This is a genomic window from Mycobacterium sp. GA-0227b, assembly GCF_001499855.1.
Lineage (GTDB): Bacteria > Actinomycetota > Actinomycetes > Mycobacteriales > Mycobacteriaceae > Mycobacterium.
In genome coordinates this window covers 306,364-324,630 of sequence record NZ_LQIK01000029.1, presented here as the reverse complement: position 1 = coordinate 324,630, position 18,267 = coordinate 306,364, and the positions used below count along the sequence as shown (strand labels likewise).

Genomic DNA, 18,267 nt, shown 5'->3' with positions numbered 1-18,267 from the left:
GACGAGTGACCGACACCGAGGACGACATCCGCGAATTCGCCCGGGTGCAGCCGACTCTGGGGACCGGGGAGATGGGCCGCTTCCTCGCGGCCATGCGACGGCTCCAGGACATCACGGTCTCAACCAATCCCGATGCCGCGCTATGGGATCGCACCGCCGAACTCCTGGAGAACGTCTGCGAGCAACTGGAGCCACACAAGGCACCCGCCGGAGTGGCGCCCGCGGGCCGGGCGCCGAACCTGCCCGGCAACGGGCACCCTCTGATGCCGCCCTGGCAGATGGTGGCGTCCGGGTCCGACGAGGTCACCATGCGCGGACAGTTCAGCCGATTTCACGTCGGCGGCAACGAGGCCGTGCACGGCGGGGTGGTCCCGCTGTTCTACGACTGGCATTTCGGCATGGTGGTTTCGGCCGCCGGCCGCCCCGACAGCCGCACCGCATACCTGCATGTGGACTACCGCCGCGTGACGCCCATCGATGTGCCGTTGGAGTCGCGGGCCTGGATCGACTCGGTGGACGGGCGAAAACTGTTCGTGAGGGCGGCGATGACCGACCTGGACGGCAACGTACTATCCGAGGCCAACGGTCTGATGATCAAGTTGCTACCACACCAGCCCTGAGAGGCACGATGTCCGATCCGCTCACCACGCCCACGCCGTCCGGCACCACCGAGTTCACCGTTCCAGCAGCCGCCGACACCGTCGCCGCCGCGATCGGCGACCGCGCGTTCCTCATTCAGGGAAAACGTCGCTATACCTACGCGCAGGTCGTCGAACGCGCCAACCGGCTGGCGGCCTTCCTGCACAGCCGCGGCCTTGGGTGCCATGTCGAGCGCTCTGAGTTGGCCGGCCACGAGGTGGGCCAGGACCTGCTGGGCATCTACGCCTACAACGGACCGGAGTACGTCGAGGCGATGCTCGGCGCCTGGCGGGCCCGGGCCGCGCCGTTCAACGTCAACTACCGCTACGTCAAGAACGAACTGCAGTACCTGCTCGCCGATTCCGGCGCCACCGCGCTGCTCTACCACGCCGCGTTCGCGCCGCGCGTCGCCGAGGTGCTGCCGGATCTGCCCCACTTGCGGGTCCTGATCCAGATCGCCGACGAGTCGGGTAATGATCTGCTCGACGGCGCAGTCGATTACGAGTCGATCGTCGGATCGGGCGCTGCGGTGCTGCCGCCATTGGAGCCCTCGCCCGACGATCTCTATGTGCTCTACACCGGGGGCACGACCGGCATGCCGAAGGGTGTGCTCTGGCGTCAGCACGACATCTTCATGACCTCGTTCGGCGGCCGTAGCCTCTACACCGGCGAACTCGCTCACTCCTACGACGACATCACCAAACGGGTCATCGAGGCGCCGGAGTCGCGCTTGATGATCCTGCCGCCGCTGATGCACGGCGCCGCGCAGTGGGCGGTGATGACGGCGATGACGACAGGCCAGTCGGTCGTGTTCTCCACTGTCACCGAGCGGTTCGATGCCGACGAAGTGGTGGCCACCATCGAACGCGAGAAGGTGATGGCCGTGACGGTCGTCGGTGATGCGATGGCGCGACCGCTCGCCGACGCGATCGAACGCACCGACGCCGACCTGTCGTCGCTGGCCGTGGTGGCCAACGGTGGCGCGCTGTTGACACCGACCGCCAAACAGCGCCTCATCGACGTCAAACCGGGATTGATCGTCGTCGACGGGGTCGGCTCTTCGGAGACCGGCGCGCAGATGACGCACATGTCCGCCTCTGGCGCAGTGGCAACCGGCAAGTTCAACGCCGGACCCGACACCTACGTCGCCTCCGAGGATCTCAGCAAGCTGCTGCAACCGGGCCACGAGGGGATGGGCTGGCTGGCGCAACGAGGTTATGTGCCACTGGGTTACAAGGGCGACGCGGCCAAGACGGCCAAGACGTTCCCGGTGATCGACGGTGTGCGCTACTCGGTGCCCGGCGACCGTGCCCGCCATCTCGCCGACGGGTCCGTCGAACTGCTCGGCCGCGACTCGGTGACCATCAACTCCGGCGGCGAGAAGATCTTCGTCGAGGAGGTCGAGATGGCGGTCGCATCGCATCCGGCCGTCGCCGACGTGGTGGTGTCCGGCCGGCCCAGCGAGCGTTGGGGCCAGGAAGTTGTCGCCATCGTCGCCTTGGCCGAGGGTGCCAGCGCCGAACCGCAGGAACTCATCGACCACGCTGCGACGTCGATCGCTCGGTACAAGCTCCCGAAAGCCGTGGTGTTCCGGCCGGCGATCGAGCGCAGCCCCGCGGGCAAGGCCGACTACCGGTGGGCCCGCGAGCAGGCGATCAGCGGCGACGCCTGAGCCGACGCCGGGTTCGGTTGCGCGCCAAGCGCAGACCCAGCGCTGTGGTCGCGCGCATCGACGGTGTGAACGGCGGAGCCGCACGTCCGGTGATGGTGAATGGCAGATCCGTGCCGACCACCGTGCGGTAATGGCTGAACGCGTCGAATCCGGCCTTGCCGTGGTAGGCGCCCATCCCGCTGCGCCCAACGCCGCCGAACGGGGCCGCCGACGGAATCATCTGCGCGGCGAAGTCGTTGCGCGCCACGCCGCCGCTGCGGGTGCTGCCCACGAAGCGGCGGAAATCGACGTCGTCCGGGCCGTACCAGTAGGCGACCAGCGGTGAGGGCCGCCGGTTGATGTAGTCGATCGCCTCATTGAGATCGCGGTAGGACTGCACCACCAGCACGGGCCCGAAGATCTCGTCGCGCGCGATCGCCATTCGGTCATCGACGTCACGCACGATGGTAGGAGCGATCTTTCGGGTGTCGTGGTCCGGCAGGATCTCACCGGCCGGGGCGACGGTCTCGATCCGCGCTCCCTTGGCGCGCGCGTCGTCGATGAGCCCGACTACCCTGTCGTAGTTCGCATGGTTCACCGACGAACAGTAGTCGTCGTTGCCTACGATTGTCGGAAACATCTCGCGCAGTGTGCGTTTCGCCGTGTCCACGAACGCGTCCACCCCATCGTCGGGCACGAAGACATAGTCCGGACAGACGCAGACCTGTCCCCCGTTGATCATTCGCGAGCGTGCGATGCGCGCGGCCGCCCGGTTCAGGTCCGCCTCGCGGGAGACCACGACGGGGTTCTTGCCCCCGAGCTCCAGCGTCACGGGCACCAGGTTCTCGGCTGCCGCCCGCTGCACCTGCGCGCCGACGGACGGCGAGCCGGTGAAGAACAAGTGGTCAAACGGCAGCGCCGAGAACGCCGCCGCGACCTCGGGTCCGCCGGTCACCACGTCGAGCTCGGCGACGTCGAAGTACCTCGGTGCCAACGACTTCATCAGAGCGGCTGTGTCCGGCGTGATCTCCGACATCTTGATCATCACGCGGTTGCCCGCGGCGAAAGCGGCGACGGCCGGAAGCACCACGAGGTTGAGCGGGAAGTTCCAGGGACCGATGATCCCGACGACCCCCAGCGGCGAGGGGTTCACCTCGGCCCGCAGACCGAACAGCCGCGCGGCACGCATCAACCTTGTCGACCGCATCCACTGCGGCACATGCGTTCTGGTGTGTTCGATGACGGACATCATCCCGAGTATCTCGGTGAACATCGTTCCGGTTCTCGGCCGGGTGCCGTAGTCGGCGGCCATGGTGTCGACGAATTCGTCGGCGTTGTCCAGCACCAGAGAAACCAACCGGTCGATACGGTCGCGCCGTACCGCGACGCTCGGCGCGCCGTCGGCGAGGAATTCGCGCCGCTGCCGCTCGAGGTTCGCGTGCATGACCTCATGCTCGAGGGTCACCGCGCCGCTGGTCTGAATTGTGCTCTCGCTCATCGCACCACCAATTGTGGGAGTGATTGTCTGAAAGACCGGAATTGTTTACTGTCGTCCTTACAGTCAGCCATTCGATGATACGCCGGCGACGCGCGACGGCGAAGGAAACGGTGAGATGAGCGGCAAACGCAAGATCCTCGTGGTGGGCGCGGCATCCGGCATCGGGGCGGGCGTCGCCGCTCATTTCCACGAGCGTGGCGATCACGTCCTGGCGGTCGACATGCGCGAGCAGCGAACCGCGGCAACCGAGTACGCGCGTTGCGATCTGCGTGACGGCGACAGCATCCGCGACCTGCTCGCCGGCATCGGGCCAGGATGGGACATGCTGGCGCACGTCGCGGGTGTGCCCGGCACCGCACCGGCCGCCGACGTGCTCAAGGTCAACTACCTCGGTATGCGGTTGATGGCCGAAGGCATGCTTCCCCTGCTGCGCGAGGGCGGCTCGATCGTGGCCGTGGCCTCCACCGCTGCGCTCGGGTGGGAGCAGCGCACCGAGACGCTCTCCGGGCTGCTCGAACTCGCCGACGCCGACGCCGTCGAGCGCTGGCAATCGCAACAGGATCCGGACTATCCGGTGTACAGCACGTCGAAACAGGCGGTGATCCTCTACGCCAAGCGACTTGCGGGCCCGGCATGGGCGAAGTACGGCGTACGTGTGAACACCGTGAGCCCCGGGCCGGTGGAGACGCCGATCCTCACCGACTTCGAACAGACGATGGGCAAGGAAGTTCTGGACATGTGCCGGGCCACCGTCGGTCGCCACGCGTCGGTCGATGACATCGTGCCGGTGATCTCGTTCCTAGGCTCCGCGGCGGCGCGCTGGATCACCGGCCAGGACCTACAGGTCGACGCCGGATTCGTCAACGCGATGACCGCCGGTATGCCGGTCCAGCTGTTATAGTCTACTGTAATCATTACAGTACCTCTCGCAGGAACTATCCGAGCCCCTGGAGTGACCGGTGGAAAGCCCCGTTCAGGACGTCGCCCCCGACGAAGTGGCCGACCTCCTCCGTGACCCCTATCCCCTGTTCGCACAGCGGCGCAGCGACACCAGTGGGGTCTTTCGCGGCAGCGTCATGGACTGGTCCAAGACACCGGAATCCATGCGGCCCGAACATCTCTACGCGGCAGTCTCGTTCGATGCGGTCAACCGGGTGTTCCGCGATGGCAAGGTGTTCAATTCCCAGATCTACGACAGCACCATCGGCCTGTTCATCGGTCCGACGATCCTGGCGATGGAAGGCAAGAAGCACTGGGAGCACCGCAACCTCGTCTCCGCGGCGTTCAAGTCGAGATCGCTGGCGCAGTGGGAACCGCTGATCGTCCGCCCCGTCGTGACCGCACTGATCGACGAGTTCGTCGACAGTGGCCGGGCGGATCTGGTGCGCGATTTCACCTTGGAGTTCCCCACCCGGGTCATCTCGAAGCTGTTGGGCTTGCCCGAGGAGGACCTGCCGTGGTTCCGCAAGCGTGCCGTCGAACTGATCAGCTACACCATCAAGTACAAGCGGGCTTTCGAGGCGTCCGCTGCGCTCAAAGACTATTTCCTGGAACAGATCGAGCGGCGTCGATCCAAGCCGACCGAAGACATCATCGGTGATCTGGTCTCCGCCGAGATCGACGGCGAGAAGCTCAGCGACGAGGCGATCTATTCGTTCTTGCGACTGCTGTTGCCCGCCGGACTGGAGACCACCTTCCGCTCGTCGGGCAACCTGCTGTACCTGTTGCTGACCCATCCCGAGCAGTTTCGGGCCGTACAGGCCGACCGCGACCTGATTCCGGCTGCCATCGAGGAGGGGCTGCGCTACGAGACACCGCTCACGACGGTGCAGCGGTACGCGACCGCGAAGACGGAACTGGAGGGTGTTGAGATCCCCGAGGGATCGGTGATCGACGTGTGTATCGGCTCGGCGAACCGGGACGAAAAGCGCTGGGAGCGCTCCGAAGAATTCGACATCTTCCGCAAACGTGTACCGCACATCTCCTTTGCCGCGGGCGAGCACACCTGCATGGGGCTGCATCTGGCCCGCATGGAGACCAGGGTGGCGGTCGAGTGCCTGCTGGACCGCCTGACCAACATCACCCTCGTCACCAATGACAACCCCCACATCTGGGGCCAACCCTTCCGGTCACCCACGGCGCTGCCTGTGACATTCGACCCGGTCGGCTGACGGTGCCCGCAACGGGAGCGGGAGAAACCCGCGCACGTCGCGACCGCGGGTCGATCAGCGCCGACGAGATCCTCAACGGCGCACTGGAAGTCGCCGCAGAGGTGTCGATCGACAATCTGAGCATGCCGCAACTGGCCAAGCACCTGGGGGTCGGGGTCACCAGCATCTACTGGTACTTCCGCCGCAAGGATGATCTGCTCGACGCGATGACGGATCGGGCGTTGCAGCGGTTCGAGTTCACGGTGCCGACCATCTCAGCGTCGAATTGGCGAGAGTCGCTGCGTGATCACGCGCTGGCCATGCGCCGACGATTCCGCGCCGACCCGATTCTCTGCGATCTGATGCTGATCCGTGGACATTACGGCCATCGGGCCATCCACGGCGCGCTGCAGAAACTCGAACAGCCGATCGGGGCGCTGATCGAGGCGGGGCTCAGCGCCGAGCAGGCGGTCGAGACGTACGGCGCGATCTCGGTGCACATCCGGGGCTCGGTGGTTCTCGAACGGTTGCAGGAGCGGACCGAGGGCTTCCCGTCCCAGCGCGCCGACGGCGGTAGGTACATCGGGTTCGCCGACGACATCGACTTCGACTACATCCTGGACAGCATCCTCGACCAGGCCGAAGCGATCATCGCGACGGCGTAGCGCTCGATCTGGGTGCGCGGTAGGCCACGGTCTTCGATTCCAGATACTGCTCGAAACCCTCGATGCCGCACTGCCTTCCGACACCGCTGTTCTTGAAACCACCGAACGGCGCGTCGGCGCCGTAGAACATGCCGCCGTTGACCCCGAACGAACCGGTGCGGATGCGACGGGCGATCGCCATGCCCCGTTCCAGCGAGCGTGAGGACACGGCGCCCGCCAAGCCGAAGGCGCTGTCGTTGGCGATGCGGACCGCTTCGTCGTCGTCGTCGAACGGCAGCACCACCAGGACGGGTCCGAACACCTCCTGCTGGGCGATCGCCGCGCCGTTGTCGACACCGACGATCACCGTCGGCGCCACGTAGTGCCCGCCGGACAAGTGGTCGGGGAGGTTCGCGACGATCCCACCGCCGGTGGTGATCTCGGCGCCGTCGGCGCGAGCCTGATCGATCGCGTCGAGGACCCGTCGCTTCTGCGCCGCGCTGATCACGGGGCCGACGAGGGTCTCCGGGTTGACCGGGTCCCCAACGGGCACAGCCTGATACGCCGCGGTGACGGTTGCGACGGCGTTGTCGAACATCGACCGGTGAACCAGCATGCGCGTGGTGGCGGCACACGCCTGCCCGGCGTGCACGCACACCCCGACCGCCGACCCGACGATCGCCGCGGGAGGCGCGTCGTCGAGCACGATCGACACCGATTTGCCGCCCAGTTCCAGAAACATCCGCTTCATCGTGTCGGCACCCGCACGCATCAGCAGCTTGCCGACCGCGGTGGAGCCGGTGAACGAAATCATGTCGACGCGTGCGTCGGTGCCGAGCAGCGCGGCCACGTCGTTGGACGGCGTCGGCACGACGTTGACGACGCCGGGCGGGATGTCGGTGTGTTCGGCGATGAGCCGGCCGAGACGCGTCGCGTTCCACGGGGTGTTCGGATCGGGCTTGAGCACGACGGTGTTTCCGGTCGCGAGCGCGGGACCGAGCTTGTTGAGGATCACCTCGATCGGGAAGTTGGACGGTGTGATCGCGGCAACGACGCCGACCGGTTCCTTGACGACGATCCGCACATTGCGGTCACCGAACAGGCCTCCGCCGTCGAGCGTGCGCTCCCACGGAAAGTCGAGCATCAGCCGCGCGGGATAGCGCAGCGCGTCCGCCAAGGGCCAATCCAGTTGTGCCGACCGGGTCGTCATCTCGGGACAGCCGACCTCGGCGATCAACTCCTCGCGCAAATCGTCCTGCTCGGCTTCGACCGCGGACTGCAGCTGATCGAGACAACGCGCCCGCAATCGGCGGTTGGTCCGCCAGTCGGTCTCGTCGAACGCCCGGCGCGCGGCCGCGATCGCGCGGTCCATGTCGTGGGCGTCGGCGGCAGCGGTACCTCCCAGAAGCTGGCCGGTGGCCGGGCTCACGTTGTCGAACTGTTCCCCGGACGCCGACGCGACCAGTTGTCCATCGATGAGCATCCGCGATTCGGCGCGCGCGCCTGCCCGCCTGCCGACGTCGATGCTGGTCTCGATCCGTTCTTCTGCATTCCTCGCGGCGCTCACCCAGCTACCTCGTACAATCAGACATTGCGGGACGACTAACTGTAAAGCTTACAGTAAGCTATTACAACAGCCGGGTGACGAGTACAAGGGAGCCGATTTGGTCAGGGTCATGGAGGGCGTGCGCGTCCTCGAGGTCGCACAGTTCACGTTCGTTCCGGCGGCGGGGGCCATCCTCGCCGATTGGGGCGCCGACGTCATCAAGGTCGAGCACCCGGTGCGCGGCGACACCCAACGCGGCTTCATCAACATGGGCGGCTTCCAACTCGACCCCGACCGGCACCCGCTGATCGAGCACCCGAACCGTGGCAAGCGCAGTGTCGGCATCGACGTGTCGAAACCGGAGGGCCAGGAGGTTCTCTACGAGATCGCCAAGACCGCCGACGTCTTCCTCACGAACTACCTTCCGGCGCAGCGACAGAAGAACAAGTTCGACGTCGAGCACATTCGCGCCGCGAATCCGGAGATCATCTACGCGCGCGGCAGCGCATACGGCGACAAGGGCCCCGAGCGTGACGTCGGCGGCTTTGACGGCACCGCGTTCTGGACCCGAAGCGGAGTAGGCCACGCCCTGACGCCGGAGGAGATCGGCGGGGCGCTGTCGCAGGGTATTCCGGCGTTCGGCGACTCGATCGGCGGCATGAACATCGCGGGCGGGATCTCGGCCGCACTGTTCCATCGGGCGCGCACCGGCGAGGCCGTCGAACTCGACGTATCGCTGCTGAGCACCGCATGGTGGGCAGCCGGCGCCAGCGTGACACAGGGCATGGAGACCGGCGAGACGATGCGTTCGCTGATGCCCGACGCGACCGGGCCGAGCGTCAATCCGTTCATGGCGAACTATCTGACCTCCGACGGCGGCACCATCAACCTGTGCATCGTCAGCCCGACCGGCTACATCCGCGACGCTTTCATCCACCTCGGGCTGCCGGAACTGGCCGACGATCCGCGCTTCTGCGACGTCATGCCGTTGATCGAGAATGCCTCCGCCGCAGCCGAACTCATCGCCGCGTCGATCCGCAGCAAGCCGTTCGACTACTGGCGCGAGCATCTGAAGACGATGAAGGGCCAGTGGGCGCCGTTCCAAAGCCTGCTCGACCTCGGCAGCGACGAGCAGGCGCTGGCCAACGACATGGTCGTCGAGGTCGACGCGGCCGACGGCGGTGAGCCGTTCAAGGTGGTTCGCGGGCCGGTGCAGTTCAATCACGAGCCGCTGGAGACGACGCGAGCCCCGCAGGCCAGCGAGCACACCGAACTGGTCCTGATGGACATCGGGATGGACTGGGACCGCATCGAAGCACTCAAGGACTCCGGCGCAATCGCCTGATTATCGCGAGGGCCCACACGCAGTCGGGGACGACCGTGTTTGCCCGCTGACACGCCGCCGCAGATGTACATTTCGCGGTCGCTCGCGACGGAGCTACACCCGCTCCACCCGTACGGGCACTCCGGTCAACCACGCCATGCCCGACAGCGGTTCCACATCTGCCGGGTCGCTGGACGTCAACCGGTTCACGTTGGCGCCACCGGCTCGATTGGCCAGCCGCCAGCTTCCAGTTCCCTTGTGGCCCCAGCCGTGTGGCACCGCGACGACGCCGGACACGAGATCCTTCGTCGTCAGCACCGGCACGGTGATGGCGCCGTACGGCGACCTGATGCTCACCTCGTCGCCGTCCGCGATGTGCTGCTCGGCCGCGTCGTCGACATGCATCAGCGCATGCTGGCGACGATCACCTCGCATCAGCAGCGGTGAGTTGTGCATCCACGAGTTCTCCGAGCGTGGCTCGCGCAAACCGATCATCCGCAGTGGGTAGCCGTCGGGCAGCGCGCGCTGCGACAGCTTGGCCAGTTCGTCGGCAATTCCGGGGTGGGCCAACCGCATCCGACGCGACAGGTAGCCGACGGCATCGCGCAGTACACCCGTGCGGATGTGCGGTGAGAGCACGACGCCGTGCGGATGCTCCTCGGTCAGCCGTCGCAGTGTCAGACCGCCACGGCGCAGGCCGAACCTGTCGCCGCCCTCCGACATTCGCACCAGCGCGTCGATCATTGCCCGTGGCGAAGCCTCGAACCCGATGAGACGCCCGAGCTTTCGCACACCCGTGAACGCCGCGAAAGCGGGCACTCGACGAGCCAGCCGCCGGGCCAGGTCCTCGACGATGTCCCACTCCCCGCGCGCCTCGCCCACCGGTGCGAGGACCGCTTCCGTCGCTTGGCGGAACGGCGTGGCCTGAAACCCTTGAAACGTGTACGGGAAGTCGTCGCGCTCGTACATCGTCGTGGCGGGCAGGATGTAGTCGCATTGGGCGCTCGTCTCGGTGACGTAGAAGTCGAGCGCGACCGACAACTCGAGGTCACCGAACGCCGCCTCGAGTTCCTCGCCGTTGGGCACCGACAGCACGGGGTTTCCGGCCGAGACGAACATCGCCCGGATTCTGCGGTTACCTGGAGTGGTGATCTCCTTGGCCATCAGCGCCGCGGGCTCGGACCCGATCGCGCTGGGGACCCCGCTGATCCGCGAGCGCTTCCGCCTGTACGACCGCCGCATGACCGCACCCATCGCGACGTTCTGCCACTTCTGACCGACGGTGTGCATGGAGCTGAACACCGAACCACCCGGCACATCGAGGTTGCCCGCCACCAGGTTCACGGCATCGATCAGATAGGTGGTCAGCGTGCCGTGGCTACCTACACAGGTGCCGAGCCTGCCGTAAACGGCCGCACGCGGAGTGTCCACCAGGTCGCGCGCCAGGGCCCGCACGCTGCCCGCGTCGATCCCGGTCCGGGTTGCCGTCGACTCCGGAGTGAAGGGCCGGCACATCTCGTGCAGCCAGTCCACGCCGTCGGCCTTCCGTTTCACGGCGGGGATGTCGACCATGCCGTCGGCGAACATCACGTGCAGCAGCGAGAGCAACAACAACGAGTCGGTGTCCGGGACGATGCCGAGCCATTCGAACGCCACAGCGGTCTCGCTGCGCCGCGGGTCGACGATCACCACGCGCCCGCCGCGCTTGACGATGTCGTGCATGCGGTCCTTGATCCGCGGTGCGGTGAGGAAACTGCCATGTGACACAACCGGATTGGCGCCCATCATGACCAGCAGATCGGTTCGGGTCAGGTCCGGGATCGGCACGGACGTCGGCACGCCGTAGAGCAACTGGCTCGCGATGAGCCTGCTGTTGGTGTCCTGCGACGATGCGGTGAAGTAGTGGCCGTGACGGCCGAGGCCCTTCATGAACAGCAGCGCCGCGAACGTGTGCGCATAACTGAACGCGCCGGGATTGCCCATGTACCAGCCGACCGCACCCGAGCCGTGGCGGCGAAGGATGTCCGAGAGTCGCCCAGCGATATCGGCCATCGCCTCGTCCCAGCCCACCTCTTCGAAGCCGGTCGGCCCTCGGCGCAGCGGCCTCGTCACCCGATCGGGATCGTTGACGACCTCGGTGAACGCAATGCCCTTCTGGCAGGCGAAGCCGGCCGACAGCGGGTGCTCCTTGTCCGGCCGCAGTGCCACCAGACGGCCGTCCTCGACCGTCGCGATCATTCCGCACAGCGGTTCGCAGATCCGGCAGAACGTCGGCTTGTGCTCGATGACCGTGGCCACGCCGATTACGATACTGTAAGCATTACAGTTCGCATAGGCCCGGCTCAGGAGGAATGCGCAGAATGAATGACGTCGCGATCATCGGTGTCGGACTGCATCCGTTCGGCCGCTTCGAAGGCAAATCCGCGATGGAGATGGGCGTCGACGCGATCTTCGCCGCGGTCGCCGACGCCGGCGTGGAATGGAAGGACATCCAGTTCGCCACCGGCGGCAGCTGGACCGTCGCCAACCCCGACGCGATCGTCGGCATGGTGGGGCTGTCCGGTATCCCGTTCACCAACGTGTTCAACGCCTGCGCGACGGCGGCGAGCGCCGCCAAAGCGTGCGCCGACGGAATCCGGCTGGGCGACTATGACATCGGCATCGCGATCGGTCTGGACAAACATCCGCGCGGCGCGTTCACCGAAGACCCCGCCCTCGTCGGCATGCCGCGGTGGTACGCCGAGAACGGCCAGTACCTGACCACCCAGTTCTTCGGCATGAAGGCCAATCGCTACCTGCACGAGCACGGCATCAGCCAGCAGACCCTGGCCAAGGTCGCGGCCAAGAACTTCCGCAACGGCGCGTTGAATCCGAACGCGTTCCGCCGCAAGCCCATCCCCGAGGACCAGATCCTCAACTCCACGATGCTGAACTATCCACTCACCCAGTACATGTTCTGCGCTCCCGACGAGGGCGCGGCAGCGGTGGTCATGTGCCGCGCCGACATCGCCGAGCGGTACACGTCCAAGCCGGTGCACCTGCGGGCGGTCGAGGTCCGCACCCGCAAGTACGGCGCCTACGAGGTGAACACCACGTTCGCGCCCGTCGAGGAGGACGTCGCGCCGACGGTCTACGCCGCCAAAGCTGCGTTCGAAAAGGCCGGAGTGGCACCCGAAGACGTCGATGTCATCCAGTTGCAGGACACCGACGCCGGGGCCGAGATCATCCACATGGCCGAATGCGGCTTCTGCGCCGACGGCGAGCAGGAGAAGCTGTTGGCCGACGGCGCCACCGAGATCACCGGTTCTCTGCCGGTCAACACCGACGGCGGTCTGATCGCCAACGGCGAGCCGATCGGCGCGTCCGGCCTTCGGCAGATCCACGAACTGGTCCGCCAACTACGCGGCGAGGCGGGCGACCGCCAGGTTCCCGGGGAACCGAAAGTCGGCTTCTCCCAACTGTATGGCGCGCCGGGCACCGCCGCCGCGACGATCCTGACGAGGTGACGCCCACTGCTCGCCAGGGCGGGTTTTGACACGTCTCATCGCGGTATGCGTGAAACAACTCCACACTCGACGCAACGACCCTTGGCGGGCATGCTGTAGACCATGCCCACCATCACCACGAGCGACGGCGTCGACATCTTCTTCAAGGACTGGGGTTCGGGACAGCCCATCGTGTTCAGCCACGGCTGGCCGTTGTCGGCCGACGACTGGGACACCCAGATGCTGTTCTTCCTGCAGCACGGATACCGTGTCGTCGCCCATGACCGTCGTGGCCACGGCAGGTCGTCGCAGGTCGCCGACGGTCACGACATGGACCATTACGTAGACGATCTCGCCGCGGTCGTCGAACACCTCGACCTGCGCGACGCGATCCATGTCGGGCATTCGACCGGCGGCGGGGAGGTCGCGCATTACCTGGCGCGGCACGGTGAGAGTCGAGCTGCCAAGGCCGCGCTCATCAGCGCGGTGCCGCCGCTGATGGTCAAGACCGAGGCCAATCCCGACGGACTGCCGAAGGACGTGTTCGACGACCTGCAGGCGCAATTGGCCGCCAACCGCTCGGAGTTCTACCGCGCGCTACCGTCCGGGCCGTTCTACGGATTCAACCGCCCCGGTGTCGAGGCGTCCGAAGCAGTCATCGAGAACTGGTGGCGCCAGGGCATGATGGGCGGCGCCAAGGCGCACTACGACGGCATCGTCGCGTTCTCGCAGACGGACTTCACCGAGGACCTCAAGAAGATCACCATTCCCGTACTGGTCATGCACAGCGAGGACGACCAGATCGTGCCGTACGTCGCCGCGGGGCCGCGCTCGGCCGAACTGCTGTCGAACGGCACGTTGAAGACCTACCAGGGATTTCCGCACGGCATGCCGACCACGCACGCCGACATCATCAACGCCGACCTGCTGGAGTTCATCCGGTCCTGAGCCATACTTCATCACCCGGCGCGACAGCCGGGACCAATCCTGTTGTCGGGCCGATCATTTGAACTCATCCGGCCGGCGCCAGCATGTGCTTCCATCCGTCATCTCCGGTGTGCGTCGAATGTTCGACTCCGTACTTGACTCCGTTGGGGGCGACGACTTCTCCGCTGGACGGGTTGTACGTCGCCGCGGGAGGAGTGTTCGGGGTGTAGTCGCACGGGTTGGGCTGTTGCCCGCTGCACTGGACGGTTCCCGAACCCGGCGGCGACAGCGGATCGCTGACTGGCGGTGGCGTGCCGGGCAACAGATCGGCGGGCAGCGGGTTCAGGCCGGTGTTCACCGACGGCGCGGGGATCACCCTGCCGGGCTCCACCGGGTGATCGCAGCGCGCGGCCGGCGCCGGGCAGCTCAAGATCTGATTGGGATCCCCGTACCACGGGTTGGTGCCCAGCGGGACGTAAGGCTCGTCGCTGCGGCACTCCCGGGGAGTCGCGGCGCGCTTGCCGGGGACGTCGACACAGGGGATGTTGCGCGATCCGCGAACCACGTTGGCGGCGGTGTCCTTTGGGATTTTGCAGTACATGCCCGCCGGTAACGGCGCCTTACTGGTGTCGGCGGTTGCGCGCCATTCCGAGGCCGGCAGGAACCCGGTGAAGCACGGCGGCGGCTGGTTGATGCTGAACGCGAAATCCAGCACGATGTCCTCTCCAGATGCGGTTGCCGTCTGCGCGATCGACGTGAGCTGAGGAAGCAGCACCAGCAACTGTTCGGCGTTGGCGTGGTAGCGCTTGAGCATGTCGAGCACGATCGCGAGATTGGCCAGTGTCTGCGGAAGCGATTCGCCGACGCCGGCGAACACCGCATTGAGCTGATCGGCGAGCGGTGCCGCGTTTGACAGGATGCTGTCGAGGTTTTGGTCCGTCTCTGCGGCCTGGCGGGCCAGGATGTTCGACCGGGCGGCCCAGCGTTCGATGGAGTCGGCGGAGTTGACCTGGCTGTCGAGTATGGGGCCCGAATGCGCGATGATGTCGTTGACGGCGTCGATGTTCGCTTTGAAATCACCGACGGTCGCTTGAGTGGAGTCGACGAGGCGTTGCAGCGCCGGCCCCAGCCCGCCGACAGCCTGGGACGTCTCGTCGAGCAGCGAGGCGATCTTGTCCTCGGGCAGCGCCGCCAACCCACGGTTGGCGGCGTCCAGTGCGGGCCCGATCGCGGCCGGCACTGTGGACTTGGTGATGGTCTGGCCGGGCGCGAAGTATTGGTCAGGACTGTTCTCCGATACCAGATCGATGTACTGCTCGCCGACCGCGGACACCGAGTGCACGTTGGCCGTGGCGTCGATCGGGATCTTGTACTGATCGCCGATGCTCATCGTGGCGATGGCGCCCCGGCGGGTCGGTTCGATGTTTGTGACCTTGCCGATGGTGACGCCACGCGAAGTGACATTGGCCGTCGCATACAAGCCGCCCGAGGAGGGGAGTTCGGCCTTGAGCTCGTACTGCCCGACACCGGCTAGGCGAGGAATGTGCATGTAGTACCAGCCGAGCACGATCACCCCTATCACCGTCAGGACAGCGAAGACGACCAGTTGGCGCTTGATCTGGGGCGTCAGCACGGCTCATTCACTCCGTTCCACCAACGGTCCGCCGGGGACGTTGTTCGGGTTGGGGGTGAAGCGGACGTCCGGGAGCATCGTTGCCGGGTCGCGTCCCCATGACTGTTCGAGCGCGCGCAGCATGCCCGAGAGTCCGGTTCCGGTGAGGATGCCGTTGTCGATGGCGCTCAGCGTCAGGTCGATATTTCCCGACAGGTTGATGTAGTCGCCGCGGACCGCCTTTGGCACCGCGTCGATGTCGAACGGCGCGGTCAGCATCAGCTTCAGCGCTTGCAGCAGCAGGGGTGAGGCGCGGCCCAGTTCGCGCAGTGGACGTTGAAGGGCCTGCAGGTCAGTGTGCAGATTGGCTTGCGCCGCCGACAGGGTTCGGTCGGTGACCGCGCTGAGTCGTCCGACAGCATCGATCGCGTCGGTGAACTGGTTCTGCGTGTCGGCGAAATGCTTGATCAGGGGCGGGAACTCGGTTAGTACACGATCCAGGGTGTCGGAGCGCTCGGCCACATACGTCAGCAGCCGGTCGATGGAATCGATGGCGTGGGTGATGTCGTCGCGTTGCGCGTTCAGCTCCGCTGTGAATGTGGCCAGCTTGCCGAGGAATTCCCGAATCTCCTCGGCTCGGCCGCTCAGCATGTTGTAGATCTCGTTCTGTATCACTTCAAGATTGGGGATGCCCCCGCCGCGTAGCACGGTGGCCACACTGGCCAGTGTGCGCTCGGTCGTCGGGTAGGCCGAAGAGTTTTGCAACGGGATGGTGTCGCCGTCCGTCAGCGGCTCCGGTGACGGGTTGGCCGGCGCGGCCAACTCGACGTGTTGCGAGCCGAGCAGGCTGGTCTGGCCGATGCTGGCGGTGGCATTCTTCGGTAGCCGAACGCCCTTTTGGATACCGACGGTCAAGACGGCGACCCAGTTTTTCAGTTCGATGGATCGCACGGTGCCGACGAAGACGTCGGCCACCCGTACCCGGCTGTTGGCGTTGAGCGCCAGTGTGTCTGGCATCTGCACGTAGACGGTGTAGGAATCGGCGCCAGTGCCCGGGCCGCCGGGCAGCGGCACATTCGCGATGCCACGCCAGTTCGCGCACGATGTCAGCACGGCGGCGGCCGTCAGCAGCGCCAGCGCCTGCCATACGCGGTGACGCATCGAACTCCCCGTGGCGCTCATTGGCCCGGTCCTGCGGGTGCGGACGCCTCGGCGGCGAGAGGTCCCGGCGGTGGCGCAGGAGGCCCTGCCGGCGGCGAACCGCCCGGTACCGGGCCAGGGACTACTCCTGGCGCAGGGCCCGGTGGTGGCCCGGGCTGGGGGTACCACGGCGGGGGCAACGGGCTGGATTCGTTGTAGGCATTAGGTGGCCCCGCCATGTTCTGTCCGGGCGGCGGGGGTGCGATATCGGGTCCACCTAAGAGCTCCGCCAACGACTCCGGAGTCAGCATGTTCCGGGTGAACGGTGACACCTCCACGCCCTGCATTCCCGGCGCCACCACCCAGCCCGGCTCGTGGTTCCCGTGCGAGAACGGTGTATCCGGGGAGAAGATTCCGGGCACGGTGGTGTCTTTGTAGCCCGGCGGGGGCCGCAGCCGCTCCTCGGAGTAGGCGATGTGCTTGGGCAACGCGGCGGCCGTGCTGACCAGATTCACGCCGAACGGCGGATAGTTGAACTTGATCGCGTCGAGGATGGGGGCCAAGTACTGAGCGCACAGCTCAGCTGACTCTTGATAACCGAGCCGGCTGCCGGCTTGAATCGCGCTGCAGATCAACTGCAAGGGGTTTGCGAAGTTCAGGAGTGCGGGCAGACCGACCACCCCGCCGTGTGCAGGCTGGTAGATGTTCTGGAAGTTGGCGGCCATCGTCGGAAAGATGTGCAGCGCCGTTTCCAGGCCGTCGAGGCGGTCGGGTTGCACCACAGCGGTGGTCACCTGCTCGAGATTGTTGACGTCGTGGGTCAGCACCTCGGCGTTGTCGTCGAAGAATTTGCGCGCCGCGGCGATCAAGCTGTCGAACTGTTGCGTCGCGTCGGCGAGTTCCTGACCGGTGTTGGTGAACAAGGTGGTGAACTGTGCCAAATCGGTGTTGAGTTGCGTGAACCGTTCGTGGTTTTGATGCATCGCGTTGACGAAGAGCGCCAGGCTGCGCAGCACCGCGAAAAAGTCGCCACGACCCTTGTTGAGCGCGGTCAGCGCGTCCGACAGGCTGGTCAAGGTGGTGTTGATCTGGTTGCCCTTGCCGGCCAGCCCGTCGGCGAGCGATTCGATGACATCGCCGAACGGGCCCTTGGGCTGATCGGGCGTCGGGCCGAGTTTGTCGAGGGTGTTGGCGATCCGATCGCGTAGGTTGTCCCATTCCACCGGCACCTGGGTGCGTTCGAGGGGAATCACCGCGTTGTCGGCCAGCACCGGGCCGCCGCGATAGGGCGGCGTCAACTCGATGACCCGCGACGCCACCAGGCTGGGGTTGACGATCGCCACGGAAGCGTCTGCGGGGACCTTGTACTTGTTGCTGTAGTGGAAGGTCACCTTCATCCTGTCGCCCGCGGGCTCGATCTTGTCGATCGAACCCACGCGCACACCCATGATTTGGACCTTGTCGCCGGCGTAGAGGGCGTTGGCCTCGGTGAAGTAAGCCACCACGGTGTTGGTCGTCAACTTCTGGTACACCTCCCGGCCGGCCACGACGCCAACGAGCGCCAATACAACCACGACGACGCCGAGCGTCACTGCCGTGCGAGACACCTGCGGCAGCTTGAGGTTTCGAATGTTGAAGATCGTCGACATCG

The 18,267-nt window shown here is 66.0% G+C and carries 14 protein-coding genes; 8 read left to right on the top strand and 6 right to left on the bottom strand.

The features are described 5' to 3' along the window. Positions 1 to 5: 5 nt before the first annotated feature. The gene (locus AU185_RS17375; RefSeq protein ID WP_059100862.1) at positions 6 to 620 is read left to right on the top strand and encodes a PaaI family thioesterase; all 615 of its coding nucleotides are present in this window, start codon (positions 6 to 8) and stop codon (positions 618 to 620) included. A gap of 8 nt (positions 621 to 628) precedes the next feature. Next, the gene (locus AU185_RS17370; RefSeq protein WP_059100863.1) at positions 629 to 2,311 is read left to right on the top strand and encodes an acyl-CoA synthetase; all 1,683 of its coding nucleotides are present in this window, start codon (positions 629 to 631) and stop codon (positions 2,309 to 2,311) included. Here the strand turns inward: AU185_RS17370 and AU185_RS17365 are convergent. Continuing rightward, positions 2,295 to 3,734, bottom strand: a complete 1,440-nt coding sequence (locus AU185_RS17365; protein ID WP_059101125.1) for an aldehyde dehydrogenase family protein — start codon at positions 3,732 to 3,734, stop codon at positions 2,295 to 2,297. The two genes, AU185_RS17370 and AU185_RS17365, sit on opposite strands and share 17 nt — an antisense overlap. Before the next feature lie 169 nt (positions 3,735 to 3,903). Between AU185_RS17365 and AU185_RS17360 the strand changes: the two genes are divergently transcribed. Genes AU185_RS17360 through AU185_RS17350 form a run of 3 tightly spaced genes read left to right on the top strand, consistent with a single transcriptional unit; the run spans position 3,904 to position 6,603 of the window. Further along, on the top strand, positions 3,904 to 4,689 hold the full coding sequence (locus AU185_RS17360) for a coniferyl-alcohol dehydrogenase (protein WP_059100864.1): 786 nt from the start codon (positions 3,904 to 3,906) through the stop codon (positions 4,687 to 4,689). Between the two features lie 58 nt (positions 4,690 to 4,747). Then, the gene (locus AU185_RS17355; RefSeq protein ID WP_059100865.1) at positions 4,748 to 5,959 is read left to right on the top strand and encodes a cytochrome P450; all 1,212 of its coding nucleotides are present in this window, start codon (positions 4,748 to 4,750) and stop codon (positions 5,957 to 5,959) included. After that, positions 5,956 to 6,603, top strand: a complete 648-nt coding sequence (locus AU185_RS17350; protein WP_156425561.1) for a TetR family transcriptional regulator — start codon at positions 5,956 to 5,958, stop codon at positions 6,601 to 6,603. The genes AU185_RS17355 and AU185_RS17350 overlap by 4 nt, the downstream gene beginning before the upstream one ends. Here the strand turns inward: AU185_RS17350 and AU185_RS17345 are convergent. Beyond that, on the bottom strand, positions 6,587 to 8,065 hold the full coding sequence (locus AU185_RS17345; protein WP_156425571.1) for an aldehyde dehydrogenase family protein: 1,479 nt from the start codon (positions 8,063 to 8,065) through the stop codon (positions 6,587 to 6,589). The two genes, AU185_RS17350 and AU185_RS17345, sit on opposite strands and share 17 nt — an antisense overlap. A 193-nt stretch (positions 8,066 to 8,258) precedes the next feature. On the opposite strand from AU185_RS17345, the gene AU185_RS17340 reads away from it, so the two are divergent. Then, positions 8,259 to 9,473, top strand: a complete 1,215-nt coding sequence (locus tag AU185_RS17340; RefSeq protein ID WP_059100868.1) for a CaiB/BaiF CoA transferase family protein — start codon at positions 8,259 to 8,261, stop codon at positions 9,471 to 9,473. Positions 9,474 to 9,566: 93 nt separating this feature from the next. Here AU185_RS17340 and AU185_RS17335 read toward each other — a convergent pair whose 3' ends face one another. Next, entirely contained in the window at positions 9,567 to 11,750 is a 2,184-nt protein-coding gene (locus AU185_RS17335) for a molybdopterin-containing oxidoreductase family protein (RefSeq protein WP_082683942.1), read from the bottom strand. A gap of 62 nt (positions 11,751 to 11,812) precedes the next feature. Here AU185_RS17335 and AU185_RS17330 point away from each other — a divergent pair, with 62 nt between their 5' ends. Both AU185_RS17330 and AU185_RS17325 read left to right on the top strand, forming a co-directional pair. After that, positions 11,813 to 12,958 (top strand): thiolase family protein, encoded by a 1,146-nt coding sequence (locus AU185_RS17330; protein WP_059100869.1) that lies wholly within the window; start codon positions 11,813 to 11,815, stop codon positions 12,956 to 12,958. Between the two features lie 102 nt (positions 12,959 to 13,060). Next, positions 13,061 to 13,885 carry an alpha/beta fold hydrolase gene (locus AU185_RS17325; RefSeq protein WP_059100870.1) on the top strand — a complete coding sequence of 275 codons (825 nt, stop codon included), beginning with the start codon at positions 13,061 to 13,063 and terminating at the stop codon, positions 13,883 to 13,885. Between the two features lie 64 nt (positions 13,886 to 13,949). Here the strand turns inward: AU185_RS17325 and AU185_RS17320 are convergent, their stop codons facing one another. From AU185_RS17320 to AU185_RS17310, 3 genes are read right to left on the bottom strand one after another with little or no spacing between them, the layout of a single operon-like run. Next, entirely contained in the window at positions 13,950 to 15,497 is a 1,548-nt protein-coding gene (locus AU185_RS17320) for an MCE family protein (RefSeq protein ID WP_059100871.1), read from the bottom strand. Positions 15,498 to 15,500: 3 nt separating this feature from the next. After that, positions 15,501 to 16,658 carry a virulence factor Mce family protein gene (locus tag AU185_RS17315; protein WP_502687782.1) on the bottom strand — a complete coding sequence of 386 codons (1,158 nt, stop codon included), beginning with the start codon at positions 16,656 to 16,658 and terminating at the stop codon, positions 15,501 to 15,503. Further along, positions 16,655 to 18,265, bottom strand: coding sequence for a virulence factor Mce family protein (locus AU185_RS17310; RefSeq protein ID WP_059100873.1), 1,611 nt, complete (start codon positions 18,263 to 18,265; stop codon positions 16,655 to 16,657). The genes AU185_RS17315 and AU185_RS17310 overlap by 4 nt, the downstream gene beginning before the upstream one ends. Between the last annotated feature and the right edge of the window lie 2 nt (positions 18,266 to 18,267).

Coding starts and splice junctions, on each gene's coding strand:
- AU185_RS17370 (WP_059100863.1), top strand. CDS start 629: ATGTCCGATCCGCTCACCACGCCCACGCCGTCCGGCACCACCGAGTTC.
- AU185_RS17365 (WP_059101125.1), bottom strand. CDS start 3,734: ATGCACGCGAACCTCGAGCGGCAGCGGCGCGAATTCCTCGCCGACGGC.
- AU185_RS17360 (WP_059100864.1), top strand. CDS start 3,904: ATGAGCGGCAAACGCAAGATCCTCGTGGTGGGCGCGGCATCCGGCATC.
- AU185_RS17345 (WP_156425571.1), bottom strand. CDS start 8,065: ATGCTCATCGATGGACAACTGGTCGCGTCGGCGTCCGGGGAACAGTTC.
- AU185_RS17340 (WP_059100868.1), top strand. CDS start 8,259: ATGGAGGGCGTGCGCGTCCTCGAGGTCGCACAGTTCACGTTCGTTCCG.
- AU185_RS17330 (WP_059100869.1), top strand. CDS start 11,813: ATGAATGACGTCGCGATCATCGGTGTCGGACTGCATCCGTTCGGCCGC.
- AU185_RS17325 (WP_059100870.1), top strand. CDS start 13,061: ATGCCCACCATCACCACGAGCGACGGCGTCGACATCTTCTTCAAGGAC.
- AU185_RS17315 (WP_502687782.1), bottom strand. CDS start 16,658: ATGAGCGCCACGGGGAGTTCGATGCGTCACCGCGTATGGCAGGCGCTG.
- AU185_RS17310 (WP_059100873.1), bottom strand. CDS start 18,265: ATGTCGACGATCTTCAACATTCGAAACCTCAAGCTGCCGCAGGTGTCT.